General features: G+C 71.3%; 14 protein-coding genes. 10 read left to right on the top strand and 4 right to left on the bottom strand.

Annotated features, from left to right (window positions below):
• The first annotated feature begins 105 nt into the window (after window positions 1–105).
• The 4 genes from K1X13_RS01720 to K1X13_RS01705 all read left to right on the top strand — a co-directional run bounded on the left by K1X13_RS01720 (window position 106) and on the right by K1X13_RS01705 (window position 5827).
• Window positions 106–2367, top strand: coding sequence for a LamG-like jellyroll fold domain-containing protein (locus K1X13_RS01720; protein ID WP_221023317.1), 2262 nt, complete (start codon window positions 106–108; stop codon window positions 2365–2367).
• Window positions 2368–2463: 96 nt separating this feature from the next.
• Entirely contained in the window at window positions 2464–2925 is a 462-nt protein-coding gene (locus K1X13_RS01715) for a Rieske (2Fe-2S) protein (protein WP_221023316.1), read from the top strand.
• A gap of 437 nt (window positions 2926–3362) precedes the next feature.
• Window positions 3363–4343, top strand: a complete 981-nt coding sequence (locus K1X13_RS01710) for a glycosyltransferase family 2 protein (RefSeq protein WP_221023315.1) — start codon at window positions 3363–3365, stop codon at window positions 4341–4343.
• Between the two features lie 14 nt (window positions 4344–4357).
• A complete protein-coding gene (locus tag K1X13_RS01705) occupies window positions 4358–5827 on the top strand; it encodes a Gfo/Idh/MocA family oxidoreductase (RefSeq protein ID WP_221023314.1) in 1470 nt (489 codons plus the stop codon).
• A 77-nt stretch (window positions 5828–5904) separates the two neighbouring features.
• Here the strand turns inward: K1X13_RS01705 and K1X13_RS01700 are convergent, their stop codons facing one another.
• Genes K1X13_RS01700 through K1X13_RS01690 form a run of 3 tightly spaced genes read right to left on the bottom strand, consistent with a single transcriptional unit; the run spans window position 5905 to window position 8428 of the window.
• The gene (locus K1X13_RS01700) at window positions 5905–6168 is read right to left on the bottom strand and encodes a hypothetical protein (RefSeq protein ID WP_221023313.1); all 264 of its coding nucleotides are present in this window, start codon (window positions 6166–6168) and stop codon (window positions 5905–5907) included.
• Window positions 6165–6536 (bottom strand): hypothetical protein, encoded by a 372-nt coding sequence (locus K1X13_RS01695; protein WP_221023312.1) that lies wholly within the window; start codon window positions 6534–6536, stop codon window positions 6165–6167. The genes K1X13_RS01700 and K1X13_RS01695 overlap by 4 nt, the downstream gene beginning before the upstream one ends.
• Entirely contained in the window at window positions 6533–8428 is a 1896-nt protein-coding gene (locus K1X13_RS01690) for a hypothetical protein (protein WP_221023311.1), read from the bottom strand. The genes K1X13_RS01695 and K1X13_RS01690 overlap by 4 nt, the downstream gene beginning before the upstream one ends.
• A 214-nt stretch (window positions 8429–8642) precedes the next feature.
• Here K1X13_RS01690 and K1X13_RS01685 point away from each other — a divergent pair, with 214 nt between their 5' ends.
• From K1X13_RS01685 to K1X13_RS01665, 5 genes are read left to right on the top strand one after another with little or no spacing between them, the layout of a single operon-like run.
• The gene (locus tag K1X13_RS01685) at window positions 8643–10844 is read left to right on the top strand and encodes a PKD domain-containing protein (protein ID WP_221023310.1); all 2202 of its coding nucleotides are present in this window, start codon (window positions 8643–8645) and stop codon (window positions 10842–10844) included.
• A gap of 28 nt (window positions 10845–10872) precedes the next feature.
• Window positions 10873–12216 carry a lipopolysaccharide biosynthesis protein gene (locus K1X13_RS01680; protein ID WP_221023309.1) on the top strand — a complete coding sequence of 448 codons (1344 nt, stop codon included), beginning with the start codon at window positions 10873–10875 and terminating at the stop codon, window positions 12214–12216.
• A complete protein-coding gene (locus tag K1X13_RS01675) occupies window positions 12213–13283 on the top strand; it encodes a hypothetical protein (RefSeq protein ID WP_221023308.1) in 1071 nt (356 codons plus the stop codon). Before K1X13_RS01680 ends, K1X13_RS01675 begins: the two co-directional genes overlap by 4 nt.
• 58 nt (window positions 13284–13341) lie before the next feature.
• A complete protein-coding gene (locus tag K1X13_RS01670) occupies window positions 13342–14070 on the top strand; it encodes a dTMP kinase (protein WP_221023307.1) in 729 nt (242 codons plus the stop codon).
• Window positions 14060–15088: a phosphotransferase gene (locus K1X13_RS01665; RefSeq protein ID WP_221023306.1), complete on the top strand. Its 1029-nt coding sequence runs from the start codon at window positions 14060–14062 to the stop codon at window positions 15086–15088. The genes K1X13_RS01670 and K1X13_RS01665 overlap by 11 nt, the downstream gene beginning before the upstream one ends.
• Here the strand turns inward: K1X13_RS01665 and K1X13_RS01660 are convergent.
• A complete protein-coding gene (locus K1X13_RS01660; RefSeq protein WP_221023305.1) occupies window positions 15005–16366 on the bottom strand; it encodes a CDP-glycerol glycerophosphotransferase family protein in 1362 nt (453 codons plus the stop codon). The genes K1X13_RS01665 and K1X13_RS01660 overlap by 84 nt on opposite strands.
• Before the next feature lie 416 nt (window positions 16367–16782).
• Here K1X13_RS01660 and K1X13_RS01655 point away from each other — a divergent pair, with 416 nt between their 5' ends.
• Window positions 16783–18969 carry a PKD domain-containing protein gene (locus K1X13_RS01655; RefSeq protein WP_221023304.1) on the top strand — a complete coding sequence of 729 codons (2187 nt, stop codon included), beginning with the start codon at window positions 16783–16785 and terminating at the stop codon, window positions 18967–18969.
• The last annotated feature ends 53 nt before the right edge of the window (window positions 18970–19022 follow it).

Below are 19022 nucleotides of genomic sequence, written 5' to 3'. Positions count from 1 at the left end.
CCGGACGGGCCTGCCCCGCCCGCCCGACCGGGCGCAACGGTCCCGGATTAGTCCGGTTGCCCGCCGCCGGAGTCCGGCGCATGCTCGTCCCGGGAGGGGCTGCACATGGTGGGTGACAGCGACGAGCACGTACCGGCGACGCCCGCGGGCGGGCCGCAGTCGCAGCCGGGCTCGCGTCCGCGGGACCTGATCGCCCGGTTCGTCCGCACGCCCACCGCCGCCCGCGTCGCCGCTGCGGCTCTCGGGCTCGCGCTGGTACCTCTCTTCCTGCTGCCTGGCGACCGCGGGCGGTCGGCCACCGACAGCGAGCCTCCTGCCGTCTCACTGGAGCAGCCGGTCGAGGGCAGCACGGGCACGCAGCAGACCCCGTCGTTCTCCGGCGGAGCCGGTACCTCCGGGGGAGACCAGTCCTCGGTGACCGTGCGGGTCTACTCCGGCGAGCAGGCGGCCGGGGTTGCGCTGCTCTCCTGGGGCGCCACCGCGGGCGGCGGCATCTGGTCCACGACGGCCCCCTCGCCTCTCGTCCCGGGCACCTACACGGCCCGGGTCGAGCAGAGCGACGAGGCCGGCAACCTCGGCCTCAGCGACTCGTCGACGTTCACGGTGGCGAGCACGCCGGTCGTGGCTCGCTACCGGAACCTCGTGATGTCCGACGACCCCGTCGGCTACTGGCGGTTCGGCGAGCTCCGGGGTGAGTACGCGGAGAGCCAGACCAACACGGACGGCACCTACTTCGGCGACGTCGAGCTCGGGGTGGCGGGCGCCGTGGCCGGTGACCCCTCGCGCGCCGCCCGGTTCAACGGGTACGACGGCGACGTCTGGGTCCAGGACGACGCCGGCGACTTCGACTTCACCGAGGGGATGACCGTGGAGGCGTGGGTTCGGCCGGCCACCGTTCCGACCGACAGCGCGACCGTCCTCCGCAAGGACGGGCAGTACATGCTGCGCGTCGACGGCACGGGCGCCGTGGTGTTCCGGACCTGGAAGGGACGCTCCACGACCGAGGCGACCACCCAGCCGGCGTTGGTGTCTCCGGGTCGGTGGACCCACGTGGCCGCCACCTGGGACGGCGCGGTGATGACGGTGTTCGTGAACGGCGAGCAGCGTGCCTCGGCGCTCCAGACCGCGCCCCTCGACGTCACGGACAACACCCTGCACCTCGGCACGGCCGGCAACTACGACTGGTGGGCCGGTGACCTCGACGAGGTCGCCGTGTACGACCGGGCGCTGTCCTCGGAGACCCTGCGGCAGCACGTCGACGCCGGCGGCCCCCAGGTCGACCTGATGACGCCGACCGCCGGCAGCACCATGGACGCGCGGCCGAACTTCGGGGGCGTCGCCAGCACGTCGGACGTCGACTCGACCTCCGTCGTGGTCTCGGTGTACGAGGGGCCGGAGGTGACCGGCTCACCGCTCCTGACCGTCCCGACGACCAGCTCCGCCACCGGAACGTTCTCGGTCCGCGCACCCTCCGCGCTCGGCAGCGGCACCTACACCGCCCAGGCGGAGCAGGTGAACGGCGAGGGGGTGGTGGGCCGCAGCGCGCCCGCCACCTTCACCGTCGACGCGGAGGCGCCGCCGGTGCTCCTCCTCGCCGGCGGCATCGCGGGCTGCGACACCTACGGCGACGAGGCGACCGCGCTGCTGCTCGACCGGCTGCGGGGGGTGGTCGCGCCCCTGGGCGACCTGGCCTACCCGGCGGGGTCCACCACGGAGTTCGCCGAGTGCTACGACCCGACGTGGGGCCGCCACCGGTCGCGCACCGTGCCGGTGCTCGGCAGCCACGAGTACAACACCCCGGACGCCGCCGGGTTCTTCGGCTACTGGGGTCGGCCCGCCGACTCCACGGGCTTCTTCAGCTACGAGCTGGGGGAGTGGCACGTGGTGGTGCTGAACAGCGAGTGCGTCAACGTCGGCGGCTGCGACGCCGGGTCCGAGGAGGAGCAGTGGCTCCGCGAGGACCTCGCCGCCCACCCGGCACGGTGCACCGTCGCACTCATGCACGAGCCCCGGTTCAGCTCCGGTGAGGTGCACGGCAACCGGTCGGCGTTGCTGGACCTCTGGACGGCCATGGACGAGGGCGGGGTGGACGTCGTGGCGGCCGGGGACGAGCACGTCTACGAGCGGTTCGCCCCGCAGACCCCGACCGGGGTCCGGGACGAGCGGCAGGGGATCCGGCAGTTCACCGTCGGCACCGGCGGCCGGGCGCACTACGGCTTCGGTCCGCCACTGCGGACCAGCCAGGTGCGGGACCGGTCGACGTACGGCGTCCTTCAGCTGACCCTGCGCCCGGGCGCCTACGACTGGCGCTTCGTCCCGGAGGCGGTCGGGCGGTTCACCGACCGGGGGAGCAGCAGCTGCCACTGACGGTGCCGGCAGCGACCCGGCACCTCGGCGGGGGCCCGGAGGCGGGGTAGCCGGCGGTACTGTGAGGTTCAACCTTTGATCGCCGAGGAGACCACCATGACCCAGGGCACCAGCGACCGCACACCGCACGACCCGTCCGGTCACGACCTCAGCCGTCGCGGGGTGCTTCGGGGCGCCGCCGTGGGCGGCCTCGCACTGCCGCTGCTCGCGGCCTGCGGCTCCGACGGCGGCGACGTCGCGGGCAGCGAGTCCACGGGCGGGTCGGCCTCCGGCGGGGCCAGGGTCAGCACCGCCGACGTACCCGTCGGCGGCGGGACGATCCTGAAGGACGCGAAGGTCGTCGTGACCCAGCCGGCCGAGGGTGTGTTCAAGGCGTTCACCGCTGTCTGCACCCACCAGGGCTGCATCGTCGGGAGCGTCACGGACGGCACCATCAACTGCCCCTGCCACGGCAGCATGTTCTCCATCGAGAACGGGTCGGTGGTCGACGGGCCCGCGCCGTCCCCGCTGGCGGAGAAGACCGTCTCGGTCGAGGGCGACCAGGTCACCGTCGGCTGACTCACGCTGTCGGCGTGGTGGCCCGGCGGCGCCACCCACCGAGGGGACTAGTCACCGGAAACGGCGCAACTGCGTCGACCGCGGGGCGAACGTCCCGTTGTCATCGGAGATGTCGGACATCGGAGTCGCGTTCACCCCGTGTTCGCCGGCCAGATTCTTTGCGTTCAATGAGCGCTTCTGACCATTGAGAACTTGCGGGGTCCGCACGCATGCTCGTAGGGACGAGTTCGCGGGTGCGGGCTCGTCACGCGGCAAGGGGAAGCGGAGGCCGCGGGGGCGGGAGTTCCTGCCGACGACACCGGCAAGGGTGCCAGTCGGACACACCTGACCAGGGTCAGTCGTGCATGTCCGGGGGGATCAGCGGGTTGCCTTCGCGAGCCGTCGCGACCGGCCGTCGGGCCGGGAGGTAAGAGCAGAGGTTCTGGAGGGGGCTACCGGTGGATCGGTTCATCAACGGCGTCGAGGCCGACGGGCACGGCAACGGCAACGGCAACGGCAACGGCAACGGCAACGGCAACGGCAACGGCAACGGCAACGGCAACGGCAACGGCAACGGCAACGGCAACGCGGCGCACCACGACCCGGCCACGGCACGGGCCGGGCAGTCGGTGGTCGTCCCCACGCAGCGGGACGGACACGGTCACGAGCTGAGACTGGAGGCGGCCCTGGTCGAGGCCCACCCGGTGTCTCCGCGCAAGCCCCAGCTGACCACGAGCATCGTCATCCCCACCCTGAACGAGGCGGGCAACATCGCCACGGTGCTGCGGCAGCTCGATGCGTTCGAGGACATCGTCCTCGTGGACGGCTTCTCGGCGGACGGCACCGTCGACATCGCCCGGGGGATCAGACCGGACATCACCGTCGTCCAGCGCCGCCCGCGCGGCAAGGGCGACGCGCTCCGGGCGGGTTTCGACGTGGCCACGGGTGACGTGGTCGTCATCATGGACGCGGACGGGAGCATGGACCCCGGTGAGGTGGACGTCTTCACGTCGATGATCGCCGTGGGGTTCGACCTGGTGAAGGGCTCGCGGCTGGCCTGCGGGGGCGGCTCGCACGACCTGACCACCGTGCGCCTGCTGGGCAACGCCGCTCTGTGCAAGCTCGCGAACGTGCTGTTCGGGGTGCACTGGACAGACCTGTGCTACGGGTACCTCGCGTTCCGGCGCTCGTGCCTGCCGCAGCTCGCGCTGACCGCGGACGGCTTCGAGATCGAGTCCCAGATCCTCGGGCACGCGGCACTCGCCGGTCTGCGGATCGCCGAGATCCCGAGCATCGAGATGCCGCGGCTCACCGGGGACTCGCACCTCAACGCCACGCGCGACGGCACCCGCATCCTGCGGGCCATGGTCACCGCCAGGTTCGCCCCGCGCGCGCGCCGGTCCGCGGTCGCACTGCGCCCGATGCCCGAGCACCGGTGACGCGGGACGATCCGATGCGTGTCATCACCTACGGCACCTTCGACCTGTTCCACGAGGGTCACGTCCGCCTGCTCGAGCGTGCGAAGGAGCTCGGCGACCACCTCATCGTCGGTGTGACCACGGAGAACTACGACCACACCCGAGGGAAGCTCAACGTCCGGCAGAGCCTGATGCAGCGCATCAAGAACGTGCAGGACTGCGGCCTGGCCGACGAGATTCTCATCGAGGAGTACGAGGGTCAGAAGATCAGCGACATCCAGCGCTACGACGTCGACATCTTCGCCATCGGCTCTGACTGGCGGGGGAAGTTCGACTACCTGGCGGACTACTGCGAGGTCGTCTACCTCGAGCGGACCGCCGGGGTGTCCAGCACACTCCTGCGCAACGAGGCCAGCGGGATCCTGAAGTTCGGGGTCGTCGGGGCCGGCAGGATCGCCAACCGGTTCGTCCCGGAGTGCGTCTTCGTGAGCGGGGTCGAGGTGGCCGGCGTCTACAGCCGCACCCCGGCGCGCGCCCAGGAGTTCATGGACCGTCATGAGCTCCAGTTCTCCGCGGCGACGTACGACGAGCTCCTCGGGAGGGTCGACGCCGTCTACATCGCCTCGCCCCACGAGACGCACTTCGACTACGCCCGGGAGGCGATCGAGAGGGGCGTCCACGTGCTCTGCGAGAAGCCGATGACCCTGGCCCAGCACGAGACGGAGACCCTGTACTCGCTGGCGCGAAGTCGGCGGGTGGTGCTGCTCGAGGGGATCAAGACCGCGTTCGTGCCCGGGTTCCAGCGCATGGTGGCCGTGGCCAGAAGTGGCTCGATCGGCGAGGTCCGCACGGTCGACGCCACCTTCACCAAGCTCGTGGCGGACGACGTGCGGGAGGTTCACGGGCCCGCTGGGGGCAGCCTCGCCGAGCTCGCCAGCTACCCGCTGCTCGCCATCACCAAGCTGCTGGGGAGCCATCCTCTCGACGTGACGACCTTCTCGTACCGCCCTCCCGGCACGGAGGTGGACCTCTTCTCCAAGATCGACCTGCTCTACCCGCACGCCGTCGCGACGGCCAAGGTCGGCCTCGGCGTCAAGGCGGAGGGGGATCTCGTGGTCGGAGGGACGCAGGGCTACCTCTATGTTCCAGCTCCGTGGTGGAAGACCGAGTACTTCGAGGCCCGGTTCGAGGACCAGGGGCGGAACAGGAAGTACCACTGCAAGTTCGACGGCGACGGCCTGCGCTACGAGGTGGCGGAGTTCGTGTCCATGGTCAACAACGCGCGACTGGAGTCTTTCAAGCTCCGTCCCCACGAGTCCGTCGAGATCGCCGGGTTGATCGAGGTCGCGCGCTCGTGCTCCCGCCGCTTCGGGATCGACGGGCGGAGCGGGCAGCGGCCGGGCGCCGCGCGGCCGCTGCGGCCCGCTCCGCCGGTGACCGCGGATGACCTCCCGGGGCCGCGCACCAGGGTCACCGCCGCAGCGCAGGACCGGGCCCTGGGCTGATCCGGCGCCGAGGACCCGGGTGCCGATCAGGCTCCGAGGACCCGGCGCCGAGGACCCCGGCGCCGATCAGGCTCCGATCAGGCTCCGAGGACCAGGAAGCGCAGCGCGACCAGGACGACGAAGACCGCCGTGGCCACGATGCCCCACCACCGGTAGGCGCCGGTCACCGGCCGTTCCGGGGGCATCGGTGTGTCCGCCTCCGGCGTCTCGTGGGCGGTCGACAGGTGCTGCGGGTCGAGCTCGCGCTGCACCATGTCCCGGTACAGCAGGAACACCGCGACGGCCGCCGCGGTGACCACCGCCGGCACCGACGTCGCCAGCTCCACCAGCCATGCGGTCACCGCGCGTCACCACCCACGGCGCGCAGGCTCGGCAGAAGGGTCAGCGCAGCGGTGACGAGGGCGACGATGCCGGTGACCCCCCACGTCCGCCAGAAGCCCATGATGAGCAGCACCTGGCTGCCGAGCACGAGCGTGACCAGGGACGTGCCGATGGCCACCACGGCGGCCTCGGCCGGGGGCATGTACTCGAGGAGGAGGAGGAACAGGGCGCATCCTGGTCCGAGGGTGATGAACAGGACGGCGTTGAGGGCCCGGACGGTGCCTCCCATGTCCGGTGGCAGCACCGCCAGGACGAAGCTGAGCAACGTCCAGCTCAGCAGCACGATCTGGACCGGCCGAAGCGTGGTCATGGTGTTCGTGAACCTCATCTCGGCACCTCGTACTCGTAGATCGATGCGTCCTGGTTGCGGAACAGGAGCCTGTAACCGTTCTTGCTGTGGAGCTTCGGCCGCACCTCGTCGAACCAGTCCCGGGGCTGACCGAGCGCCTCGTAGGCGTAGATCTCCTGGGACCGGGTCACGACCAGGTAGGCACCGGAGGCGTTCTCGGCGCCCCCCCCGAGGAGCCAGCGGACGGCGGGCCGCCGACCTGTGAGGAAGGCATCGGCGTACTCCGGGCGACCGTAGTCGTAGTCGGTGGCGTACGTGAACCGCCACGGCACCTGGGAGGTCGGGCTGACGAGGTCCGCCCCCCGCGGCGCCAGGCGGTACAACGCGTGGATGGCGTCGATCTCGTCCGGACGCACCTGCTCGAACGACTCGTTGCCGTAGCGCGTGACCAGGAAGAGCGGGAGCAGCGTGAGCGCGGCGACCAGGGCGGCCGGCTTGACCCGTGGCAGGTGGAGGAGGCTGGTCACGGCCTGCCCGACGAGCAGGCACGCGAACGGCGACGAGAACAGGAAGATGCGCATCACGCCCTCGTCGCCGTAGTTCTGGGCCAGGGTGGCGAAGGGGACGATGCCGAGCGTGAACAGGGTGAGCGGGGGACGTCGCCGGAACCACAGGAGGAGCGCCGCGGCCACCATCATCGCCCAGACGGAGGCGGTCAGCGCCAGCCGGAGCCTGACCACCACCAGGTGGACCGTCGACCCCTCGACGCGCTCACCCACGGAGTTCGAGAGGACCTCCTGGACGTTGCCCACGCCGCCGAAGATCGTGTCCAGGTGGCCGAGCCAGTAGTCGGTCGTGCCCACGCTGATCCACGCCAGCGTGAACACCCCCGCGATCACGGGAAGGACGGTGAGACGGCATCGGCCGACGAGCACCAGGCCGCCACAGGCGAGCACCAGCACGATCGGTGACAGCTGGTGCGTCATGGCCAGGCCGGCCTGGATGACCATCAGCAGGATGATCAGCGCCACCCGCGTCCGGGGCGCCGTCTCGACGTCGGGCCGGCCGTCGAACGCCAGGAGGTCGCCGCGGGTCAGCCAGGACCATCGCGGCGTCTGCTCGAGCGGGCCGGGCCCGGGGCTCGGCTGACGGAAGAACGCCACGAGCATCGCCACCGCCGTCAGGTAGAGGGTGAACCCCAGCGTCTGCGGCGCGAAGTAGTCCTGTCCGACCCAGTTGACCAGCAGGAACATCCAGAGCCCGAGCCACGTCGCGGTGACCGAGCCGGTGAGCTGCCTGCCGATGACGAACAGCGGTGGCAGGTAGAGCAGCACCATGAAGATCGGCGCCCAGCGCAGCAGCGGGATGGCGCTGTCCAGACCAGCGGCCCCGGTGACGGTCGCGGCCGCGCCGAAGAACCCCGGCCAGGTGAAGCGGGCGTCGACGCTGCCGGGCGCGAAGTGGCGCTCCAGGATCTGCTCCGTGTAGCCCGCGTGCAGCCACGCCGTCGGGAACCGCGGCTCCTGCTCCAGGAACCCGGCGACCCCGTGGAGCAGGACGACGAGACCGACGAGGTGGACCGCGAGCACGACCTGTCGCTCCCTGCCACCACGACCGAACAGCTCCATGAAGAAGGAGACGGTGAGCAGGGCGAGGCTGATGAAGTAGAGCCCGGGAAGGGCCTGGACCAGCCCCCAGCTGCCGATCCGTTCCTGGTCACCGGCCGTCGCGGCGGCGCAGCCGGTCACCACGACCAGCACCGGGAAGATCAGTGGCTGCACCGGGGCCAGTCCGGCGAGGGTGCGGTCGCGGACTCTCAGGAGGTCGTCGCGCGACGGTGGCAGCCGCCGGCTCACAGGGACCCGCTGGTCGATGAGTCCGAACAGCGCGAGGATGGGCGCGGCACTCGTGCCGGCGCCCCTCCGTCGCATGTCATCGGTCCCCTCGTCCGCTGAGTACGTCCGGTCACTCTAAGCACGGTTGCGTCCGGGGAGGTCAGGTTTAGCCGCAGCATGACCCGTCTGGCAGTGCGCGATGGGTGGAACAGGTCATCTTGGCCGCGGTTGGTTCCTGGCCCCGCGGTGAGCGCCTAGCGTGTGGGGGGTCCGGGGAGGGATCTCGACGGTTGCGTGGGGGGAAGTGGCGATGCAGGAGGACAAGCGGCTGCCGCGCAAGCTCCTGGGGCTGGTCGTCGTCGTGCTGGTCGCCGCCGGGGCGTCGCTCACCACCGCCGTTCCGGAGGTGGAGGGGGCGGCCGGCGACATCGGGTACGTCGACCAGAGCTTCAGCGGTGTCTCCAACCCGCCGACGTCGGACAAGCCACAGAGCAAGCTGTGGTACAACGACGGGCGCTGGTGGGCGAACATGTTCGAGCCGGTCAGCAAGACCTGGCACATCTTCCGGCTGGACCGGTCGACGCAGAAGTGGGTCGACACGGGAACGCGCGTTGACGACCGGCCGCAGACACTCTCCGACGCGCTCTGGGACGGTCAGAAGCTCTACGTGGCGTCGCAGTGGGCGACGGTGAGCAGCGACTCGACGGTGAGGACCTCGGTCAGCGGACGTCCCGCCCGGCTCTACCGGTACTCCTACAACGCATCCAGCAAGACGTACACGCTGGACCCGGGCTTCCCGTCGAACATCAACAACTACTCCAGCGAGTCCCTGACCATCGACAAGGACTCGACCGGCAGGCTCTGGGCCACGTGGACACAGGTCAGCGGCTCGTCGACGGCCGGGTACACCAGCAAGGTGTACATCAACTCCTCGCAGGACGGCGGCAGCTGGGGAACGCCGTTCGTCGTTCCGGTCACCGGGAGCAGCGTGGCCCCGGACGACATCTCCGGTCTGGTCGCCTTCGCCCGCAACCGGATCGGTGTGCTGTGGAGCAACCAGCGCGACGACACCATGTACTGGGCGGTGCACAACGACGGCGACGCCCTGACCACCTGGAAGGGTGGCATCGCCGTGCGCGGCCAGAAGCAGGCGGACGACCACCTCAACCTGAGAAGCATCCAGGCCGACCAGGCGGGTCGTGTCTACGCCGTGGTGAAGACGAGCCTGGACGCACTCTCCGGGTCCTCGAGCTCGGACCCCCAGATCAGGCTCCTGGTCTTCAAGCCGGGGACCGGCGCCTGGTCCGCCACGACCGTCGGGACCATCGGGGAGTGCCACACCCGGCCGACCCTGGTGATCGACGAGGAGAACGACCTCCTGCACGTCTTCGCGACGGGCCCGAGCAGCTCCGGGTGTCCCTACTCGGGAGCGCCCGGGACGATCTACCAGAAGATCGCGCCGATGGACAGCCCGGTCTTCGCCTCCGGCCGGGGGACCCCGGTGCTCAGGGACGCGGTCTCGGCGCACATGAACAACGCCACCTCGACCAAGCAGGGCGTGACCAGCGGCACCGGCCTGGTCGTGCTGGCCGGCAACACGTCCACGTCCCGGTACTGGCACGCCGACCTCGCGGTCGGGACAGCGGTCACGGTCCCGGTCGCCAGCTTCACGGCCACGCCGACCTCTGGTACGGCGCCGCTGACCGTCGACCTCCAGGACACGTCCACCAAGAACCCCACGTCCTGGGCGTGGGACTTCGGCAACGGGACGACGTCGACGGAGCAGAACCCGAGCGTGACCTACGACTCCGCGGGGATCTTCACGGTCACGCTCCTCGCCTCGAACGGCGCCGGCACGAGCGAGGCCGCGACCCGGACCATCACCGTGAACGCCGACAGCTCGAGCGGATCGATCAAGCGGGTGGCGACCAGCACGAAAGTGGCCGGCACCCTGGACACCGGACTGACGATCGACGCGCCGGCCGGGACGAGCAACCAGGACGTCCTGGTCTCCTGCCTCGCGCTCAACGGCGGCGGCATCGCGAGCGCGCCCGCCGGCTGGACGCGCCTCGTCACGACGACCGGCGTGTCGAACCCGCGGGTCTACGGGTACTACAAGGTCGCGGGATCCTCCGAACCCACCAACTACCGATGGACGTTCACCTCGAGCATCACCGCCGCCGGGGGCATCGCCCGCTACACGGGCGCCGCGGGTATCGACGGGACGGTGACGACGGCGGCAGGCGCCTCGGCTCTGTTCGGCACGGTCCCCGGCGTCACGACCGCGACGGACGGGGCCATGCTGGTGGGCTGCATGGGAGTCAACTCCGGGTCGACCACGCTCGCCATCACCGGCCCCGACGGCATGGCCGAGGCATGGGACATCGGGGGCAAGCGGCACGAGCTCGACGACGCCGTGCAGGAGACAGCAGGTCCCAGCGGAGGCAGGACCTGGCGGTTCTCCAGCAGCAGGGAATGGGCCGGCTGGCTCGCCGCCCTGCGTCCCCGGTGACGCGCGAGCAGCGGGGGAGAAGGTGACCATGCACGAGCGGGCGGTGCCCGCGCGCCTGCGGCACCGGAGCGTCCACGAGCGTCTGCGGGCGGCCAGAGTCGTCGCGGACCCCCTCACGCGGACGGCCTGGCCGCTCGTGCTGAACACCGGGACCAACGCCCTCCTCGGCGTCACCTTCTGGGTGGTGGCCGCGCGTCTCTACGACCAGGCCACCATCGGGAGGAACACCGCTCTCCTGGCCGCCATGACCACGCTGTCCGGGGTCTCGCAGCTCAACCTGGGGCCGGGCATGGCCGTGCTGATACCCCGGGCCGGGCCGTTCGCTCGCAGGGTCCTGCTCCGCGTCTACGGCGCGGTGACGGCGTTCGCCGTCCTCACGTTGACCGCCTTCCTCCTGCTGGTGCTGCCCCACCTGAGTGAGCTGTCCCAGGTCCTGGACTCCACACCGCGCATGGCCCTCTTCGCGCTGGCGGTCCTGGCGTTCAACATCTTCGCCCTGCAGGACGCGGCTCTGGTGTCGTTGCGGCTGGGCAAGCTGATCCCGGCCGAGAACTTCGTCTTCGGGACCGTGAAGATCGTGCTCCTGGTGGCGCTGCTCGGCCTCGTCCCCGGACTCGGCATCTTCGTCAGCTGGCTCATCCCGATGCTGGTGATCGTGCCGGTGGTGTCGGGCTACGTGCTGCTCCGTGCTGGCAGGCGTCAGCGCTCGGAGGGGGTGGGCACGGCGCCGCGCGAGCCGCTGCGCAAGCTGGCCCTGGACTACGCCGGCTACCTCTTCCAGGCGTCCTCGACGTTCCTGCTGCCCCTGATCGCGCTCGAGCTCCTCGAGCCCGAGGCCGCCGCGCTGTTCTCGATCGCCTGGCTGACGAGCTCCACCCTGGACCTCCTGGCCACGAACCTCGGCACCGCCTTGACGGTCGAGACGTCGTACGGTGAGGACCCGCACGCCCTCCGGCGCACCGTGTTCCGGCGCGCGCTGCCGTTCGTGGCGCTGGTCAGCGTCGTGGGCGTACTGGCAGCCCCCCTGATCCTGACCGTGTACGGCGCGGACTACACCGAGGGCACGTCGACCCTGCAGATCCTCCTGCTGGCCAGCGTCCCGCGCTGCCTGGTCACGTTCGCGATCGCCGAGGCCAGGGCGCACCGCAGGATGTGGGTCATCGTCTCGCTGCGCGCGCAGAACGCCGTCCTCGCCCTCGGCCTGTGCTTCCTGCTCACCGCGCGCACCGACCTGGCCGAGGACGGGATGGCCGTGGCCTGGCTCGTCGCCCAGGTCTGCGGAGCCGCGGCCGCCGTGATGCTGGTGTGGCGCCGGCCTCCGGCCCGGACGGAACCGCCCGCCGTGGTCGCTCCCGCAGGGGAGGCGCCATGATCGGCACCCCCTCGTACGCCGTCACCGGACTGCCGACGCTGGAGCGGGTGCTGTCCGGGTTCGACGACACCGGGACCAGGTGGGCGCTGCTGCGGGGACGGGCGAGCCTGGGGGTGCCGGGCCGGGACGTCGACCTCCTGGTCGCCGGAGCCGACCTGCCCCGCGCCGAGGACGTGATCTTCGGGCTCGGGGGTGTCGCGCTGCCCCGGTCGCTGCACCCCTGGCACCGCTTCTACGTCCTGCCCGACCCGCAGTCGGGCCCGGGTCTCAAGCTGGACGTGGTCGTCGAGATCCTCTACCACCGGCAGCTGAGGATCCACTCCGGGCTGGAGGAGGCGCTCCTGGCGCGCCGGGTCCGTGACGGGTGGCTCTGGTTGCTCGACCCCACCGACACCTTCTGGACGGTCCTGCTCCACTGTCTGCTCGACAAGCGGGCCGTCAACGAGCGACGACAGGACGAGCTGACCGCCGCGCTCCCGCTCGTCGTCTCGCCGAGCCCGGGGGAGGAGCTCTTCGAGCGCCTGTGCCCGTCCTCGTGGAACGCTGCCCGTGCGCTCGACCGCGTCCGGGAGCGCGACTGGGACGCGCTGGTGGCGCTGGGCCGGGAGCTGGTGCCCTCGTCGCCGGCGCCCACCCCATCGTCGCCGACCGCAGGCTCACGACGGGCGGTGCGGTGGGCCCGCGCGGCAGCTGCCGCGGCGTACCCCCTCGTGTGGCGCGGGACGGGCCTGGGCGCCGACCCCCATGCGCTCGAGCTCGCCGACGCGGCGGCCGTGGACGTGATCGTGCTCGACCTGCGACGATGGCCGGCGCTGCGCGAGCTGGAGCTCCTGGTCGCCGACGCGGACCACGAACGTCTCGTCGCCGCTCTTCGCCGCGGCCGCTACCGCCGGGTCGCCGGCGCGTGGACGCGGCCGACCTCGACGGGGCTGGAGCGGGTCCGGGTCGGCTCGCCGTCCCGGCGCGGGATGACCCCGGCGGCCTGGGCGGAGCTGCAGGCGTCGGCGTCGCCGATGTACCGGCGGCGTCACTGCCGGCGACCGGCGCGGGTGCCGGGCGGCCCGTGAGGCAGGTCAGGACACACGAACGTCGCCGGCCGGGGGCCGGCCAGGGGAGGGGAGTCGCATGACAGTGGTGGGCAGGACGGGCATCGTCGGCGCGCGGTCGGGAGAGCCGCGCCCGCGGCAGGTGAGGGTGTCGTTCTCCGGGCTGGACGGGGCCGGGAAGACCCGCCAGATCGAGGCGCTGGTGGCCGCCCTCGAACGCGGCCGGACGGTGGAGGTCCTGTGGGTGCCGTTCAAGATCTGGCCGGAGCCGCTGCTGAACCGGCTGCCGGCCGGTCTGCGCAGCCGGCTCGGCCCCAAGCGTGGAGCGGGGGACCCCAGCCCCGGCGGTTCGACGCCGGCGGACGGACGCGGCGCGGCGGGCCGGTCGCCGAGGTCGCTGCCGTGGTGGGTGGTCGGCAGCTTCGCCGCGATCTCGGGGGGTCTCAGCCTGCGCCGCCGCGTTCGCCACGGCGAGGCCGATGTGATCGTGCTCGACCGGTACCGTCTCGACACCGTCGTGAAGCTCCAGTACTGGTACTCCGACGTGAGCGGCCACTGGCTGGCGCGCGTGGTGGAGGCCCTCGCCCCGGCGCCCGACCTGGAGTTCCTGCTCCGGGTGGACCCGGAGGTCGCGTACGCCCGCAAGCCCGAGCAGTGGTCCGTCGCCCAGCTCACCCGGCAGGCCCGGCTGTACGACGGACTGGCCGCTCGTCCGGGCCGGGTCGTGACGCTGGACGCCGAGGACGACCCGGACTCGATCGCGCGAACGGTCGAGGCGCACGTCAGGGCGGCGCTGAATGGTGCATGACGCCGGTGTCGTCGAGAGCGTGAAGCCGGCCCTGGCCGGGGAGGTCGCGGCCGAGGACCTGGGCCGCGTCAGGGTGGTGAGCCGGGGGCCGGCACGTCGACGGTCGGAGCTCTACTTCCTGGGGCTCGACGGTGACGCCGCGGGGTGCCGGTGGGTGGTCAAGCAGCCGAACAGCGACAGCCGGCAGCAGGATCTCGCCGCACCGGTGTCGGCCGAGGACCAGTTCCGGGCGCTGTGCCGGCTCGCGACCCACCTCGAGGCGCGCCGCAGCGCGGTGTCGGTACCGCGACCCGTCGCGTACGTCCCCGAGATCGGCGCCTACGTCATGGCGTACGTGCCCGGACCGACCGTGACCGCGCTGATCCGTCCGGATGCCGTGCTGCGGCCCGGGGCGCTGCTGGACGGCGTACGCGCGGCAGCGGCGGTGCTGCGGGAGGTGCACGCCCTCGAGCCGGCCGTCCGGGAGGTGGTGGACCTGACCGAGCTCGGGGCCCGCCTGGCCGACGAGGGTCCCCGGATGCTGTCCTCCGCGGGCCTGTCGGTGCGGCACGGCTGGTTCGACAGCCGGTTCCCGCCCATGACCAGCGCCACCGGCGTGAAGGTCGTCCTGCACGGCGACTTCGCTCCGGAGAACGTGGTCCTCACGGAGTCCGGGCCCTGCTGCCTGGAGCCCGACCTCGCCGACAAGGGCTGGGCGGAGCACGACGTGGTCCGGTTCCTGCTCATGCTCTTCGACGCGCCGCTCTTCGTCACAGGGTCGGGCCTGCCGCAGGTGGACCGGCTGCGCCGTACGGCGGCCAGGGTCTTCCTCGACGCCTACTACGACGACCGCCCCCGCTCAGCGGCGCTCGGCCCGCTCCTGGCGGCCGCGCTGGCGGCGCGGTGGTCGACCCGTCACACCGACGTCGTGCGTCGCGCTCCCCGCCTCGGACGCTCACGCCGGTGGCTGCTGCGGCGGCACTTCAGCCGGGTCCTCGACGAGGTCACCTCGCCGGGGTGGCCGGACCGACTCCGGTGACGGCGGGGCTGCCGGACCCGCGGTCGACGAGGCCTGAGCGATCGCCGCGGTGATCGCCTCCGACGCGCCGCCGTCGTACCCGCCCCACAGGGTCCGCAGGAGGAGGTCGTGACTCACCGTGCCGTCGTCTCCGTCCGCGGCGCGGGTCTCCTGTGCGAGCAGACGGTCCACGGAGTCGAGGAGAGCCTGCGGGTCGCGGGTCAGCACCCCGGGCAGCGACTGCGGCTCGATCTCGAACCCACGGGTCGCCGCGTAGTGCTCGAGGTCGGGCGTGTAGAAGACGACCGGTCGGCGCATCAGCAGGTAGTCGAGTGCGATCGAGGAGTAGTCGGTGACCAGCACGTCGCACAGGCCGAGATAGGCGTGCAGGTCGGCGTCCGCGGGCAGCGGCACGCACCCCGCCGACGGCACCTCGGTGGCGGCCACGTTGTAGTGCGCCTTGTACGCCAGCACGCCTCCGTGCGCGGCGCACACCCTGGCCAGCTGCTGGACCAGGGAGGTGTCCACGGCGTCGTCCACGCGGTCGTCGCGCCAGGTGAGGAACAGGCCCACGACCACGCGGGCGGAGCGGAGCCGGTCCCACTCCTCGCCGTGCCACACGAGCGCGGCCGGTGGTCGGGCGGGGTCGGTGACCAGGTGGTCGTTGCGGGGGTAACCCAGCCGCCAGCACCGCTCGGGCGGCACGCCGAACGCGGGGGAGAACCGCGACGCGACGAAGTCGCTGGGCGCGATGAGGAAGTCAGGCGGCGCCTCGCGGCCCGCCCGTGCCACGGCGTGGAGAAGGCCGCTCCGTCGCTCCCCCTCGCCACCCACGGCGCTCTCGACCCGCTTGATGGGCAGCCCGTGCCACAGACACACGGCCGTGGCGCCGGGGGAGAGCCACCGGTTGATGTCGGACCGGTAGCCGGAGTAGACGAAGGTGCCGGCACCCAGGGTGGTGAGGGCGCCCCGCCACGACCAGCGGTGCTCGGCGCGGTACCCGTGCGACCGCAGCCTCTGCACCACGTCGGCCGAACCGCTGATCCACACCACCTCGAGCCGGTGGCGAGCGGCCTGGCCCGCCATGTGCAGGAACAGGTACGCGGCGTTGTCGGCGAACCGGTCGAGCGGCGAGCCGAGCACGACGAGGCGGCGGTTGCGGGGCAGCCGGCGCAGCGTGAGGCCGACCAGCGCCAGGCACGGAGCCTGCACCAGCCCCACGGCGGCGGTCACCCGGTGCACGCCCAGCCGGCGGACGAGAACGCGGACCACACGCAGCTGGCGCAGACGACTGAGCATGCCCCCCACCATCGCGCACCGACGCGAGATATTCCGATGATTCCGCAAAGAATTACCGACGCGATCGGCATTAATGCGCAATGTCACGGATGCCCGTTTTCGCATGAAGAAAAATGATTTCTATAGGCCATCTCCAGACTCGTGCTACGACGGATTTGGTCCTAACGAGTCATTCAATTCTTTTCGACGTTTCAGGCAGAGTCGCAGCACCAGCTGTCGCGGCCTGAGGCGGATCCGGGCGGGGAAAACGACAATTCGCATGTGGGGCGCACGCGCGCCGGGTCTCCCTTAAGCGTTTTCGGCCGAACTGGTGGTGTGACCCTCTCGAGCGGTCACGACGGGGGCCCCCAGGAGAGGACACAAGGGAAATGACCAGGAATACACCACTACGTGCAGGGCTCGTCCGTTTCGTCGCGATGGCCATCGCCGTGGCGACGCTCGGGCTGACCCCGCTGGCACTGTCGGGACCCGCGGCCGGCGCCGAGGGGGACGTGGGGACCCGGGGCTTCCGGTACGGAAGCCCGGTCAGCACGAGCAACCCCAACGACGCACCGACGGCGTCGAAGCCGCAGAGCAAGCTCTGGTACGTCGAGAGCACCAACACCTGGTGGGGGGTGCTGCTGGACGACGCGTCGAACGCGCACCACATCTACCGGTTCGACGCGGTGAGCGACAGCTGGGTGGACACCGGGACGCTGGTCGACTCGCGGGAGAAGGCCAGGGTCGACGTGCTCTGGGACGGCCAGCACGTCTACGTGGTGTCCGCGCGGACCAGCAGGACGGCGGCGGACGCAATCCAGTTCCGGCGCTTCACCTACGACGAGAGCACGGGCACCTACACCCGGGACGCGGCTCTCGACGACACCCTGAACACCATCGGCGTCGAGGCGGCGGTCATCGCCAAGGACAGCACCGGCCGGCTGTGGGTGACCTACACCAACGTCCGGAGCCTGACGGACGGGACCAACACCTACGAGGTGAGGGTGATCGTCGGGTCGAACCAGGGCGAGAGCTGGGGCAACCCGATGGCTCTTCCCGGTATCCCGGAGAGCACCGGTCTGTCCGACGACGACATCTCCTCGGTGGTCGCGCACGGCGGCAAGATCTCGGTGGTGTGGAGCAAGCAGGACCCGACCCTGCCCACCGGTCCCTCGGAGTCCGCGTTCTACGTCGCGGAGCACGCCGACAGCGACCCCTCCAGCACGGGCTGGACCCTGCAGAACATCGCCAAGGGCATCGACCTGGCGGACGACCACGTCAACCTCAGCGTGGACGGGGACGGGGCCGGCCGGGTGTTCCTGGTGGTGAAGACCGGCGCGGACCACAACGAGCCGATCGACCCCGCCTCGGCTCTCGTCCAGCTCTGGGTGCTGGAGAACGGCCGCTGGTCGCACTACACGCACAGCACGGTGGCCGACAACATGACCCGGCCGATCGTGGTCGTGGACCGGGACAACGGCCTGCTCCGGGTCTTCGCGACCCATACCACCGACGGGGGCACCATCTACCAGAAGACCGTCCCGCTCGCCGGGCCGTACGGCTTCACGGAAGGCAAGGGGACCCCCTTCATCCAGCTGGCCAGCGACACGCACACCAACAACGCGACGACGACCAAGCAGAACGTCACGCGCGGCAGTGGGCTGCTCGTGCTGGCCTCGGACCAGGTGACGGGCTACTACGCGCACAACTCGGCGTCCGTCCCGGTGCCGGACCCGACGGCGAGCTTCACCGCCGAGCCGGTGGACGGCGTCAACCCGCTGGAGGTCTCGTTGACCAACACCTCCACGAGTGCGACCGGGTACTCCTGGAACTTCGGCGACGGGGAGGAGTCCGCGCTGGCGAGCCCCGGGTCGCACACGTACGACGAGCCGGGGGAGTACACCATCACCCTGACGGCGACGAACCGGTCGGGCGCCTCGAGCACGGCGACGGACACGGTGACCGTGGCCCCCGCCGGTGGACCCACGGTGGCCATGTCCAGCCCCTCGCGCACGTACACCACCAGCCGGTGGGTCGGCACCGCCTGGAAGGCGACCTCGACGGGCCTGCCCGCCGTGTCCTACGAGGTCCGGCGTTCGGAGGCCACGCAGGAGGCCGGCTTCACGTCGTACCAGCCGTGGCAGACGGCCACGACGAGCACCTCCGCGGGCTTCCGCGGCGTCCCGGGCGAGACGTACTGCTTCAAGGCACGCGGCACCGACCGGTTCGGGAACACCGGGCCGTGGTCGGCCGTCCGGTGCACCGCGGTCCCGCTGGACGAGCGGAGCATGGCCGTGGCGGGCAGCTGGCGGAAGGCGGCCAGTGCCGGGTCCTACCTCGGCACGGTGATGAGGTCGACGGCCAAGGGCGCTGCCCTGACCGAGGTGATCAGCGCCAAGCGCATCGGCCTGGTCGTGACCAAGGCGCCGGGCAGCGGGAAGGTCGCGGTGTACCGCGGGAGGACCCTGGTCAAGCGGATCTCCCTGGCGTCCGACTCGGTGCGCAAGCGGGTGTTCGTGCCGGTGGCCTCCTACGAGCGTCAGACCCGCGCATCCTTCCGCGTCGTGGTCCTGTCCTCGGGCAGGTGGGTGGTCGTCGACGGCCTCGCCGTGAGCAGGAGATAGAGCCCGGAGCGCCCGGCACGAGTGACCGGCAGCGCCGCCGAAACCCTCCTGCG

It is taken from the genome of Nocardioides jiangsuensis (genome assembly GCF_019679455.1).
GTDB lineage: Bacteria > Actinomycetota > Actinomycetes > Propionibacteriales > Nocardioidaceae > Nocardioides_C > Nocardioides_C jiangsuensis.
This window is presented reverse-complemented; position numbering and strand designations above follow the sequence as displayed.

Excerpts from the sequence above, each read along its gene's own strand:
- K1X13_RS01685 (WP_221023310.1), top strand. The coding sequence starts at position 8,643 with ATGCAGGAGGACAAGCGGCTGCCGCGCAAGCTCCTGGGGCTGGTCGTC.
- K1X13_RS01715 (WP_221023316.1), top strand. The coding sequence starts at position 2,464 with ATGACCCAGGGCACCAGCGACCGCACACCGCACGACCCGTCCGGTCAC.
- K1X13_RS01705 (WP_221023314.1), top strand. The coding sequence starts at position 4,358 with ATGCGTGTCATCACCTACGGCACCTTCGACCTGTTCCACGAGGGTCAC.
- K1X13_RS01695 (WP_221023312.1), bottom strand. The coding sequence starts at position 6,536 with ATGAGGTTCACGAACACCATGACCACGCTTCGGCCGGTCCAGATCGTG.
- K1X13_RS01660 (WP_221023305.1), bottom strand. The coding sequence starts at position 16,366 with ATGCTCAGTCGTCTGCGCCAGCTGCGTGTGGTCCGCGTTCTCGTCCGC.
- K1X13_RS01675 (WP_221023308.1), top strand. The coding sequence starts at position 12,213 with ATGATCGGCACCCCCTCGTACGCCGTCACCGGACTGCCGACGCTGGAG.
- K1X13_RS01665 (WP_221023306.1), top strand. The coding sequence starts at position 14,060 with ATGGTGCATGACGCCGGTGTCGTCGAGAGCGTGAAGCCGGCCCTGGCC.
- K1X13_RS01690 (WP_221023311.1), bottom strand. The coding sequence starts at position 8,428 with ATGCGACGGAGGGGCGCCGGCACGAGTGCCGCGCCCATCCTCGCGCTG.
- K1X13_RS01655 (WP_221023304.1), top strand. The coding sequence starts at position 16,783 with ATGGCCATCGCCGTGGCGACGCTCGGGCTGACCCCGCTGGCACTGTCG.
- K1X13_RS01680 (WP_221023309.1), top strand. The coding sequence starts at position 10,873 with ATGCACGAGCGGGCGGTGCCCGCGCGCCTGCGGCACCGGAGCGTCCAC.
- K1X13_RS01720 (WP_221023317.1), top strand. The coding sequence starts at position 106 with ATGGTGGGTGACAGCGACGAGCACGTACCGGCGACGCCCGCGGGCGGG.
- K1X13_RS01670 (WP_221023307.1), top strand. The coding sequence starts at position 13,342 with ATGACAGTGGTGGGCAGGACGGGCATCGTCGGCGCGCGGTCGGGAGAG.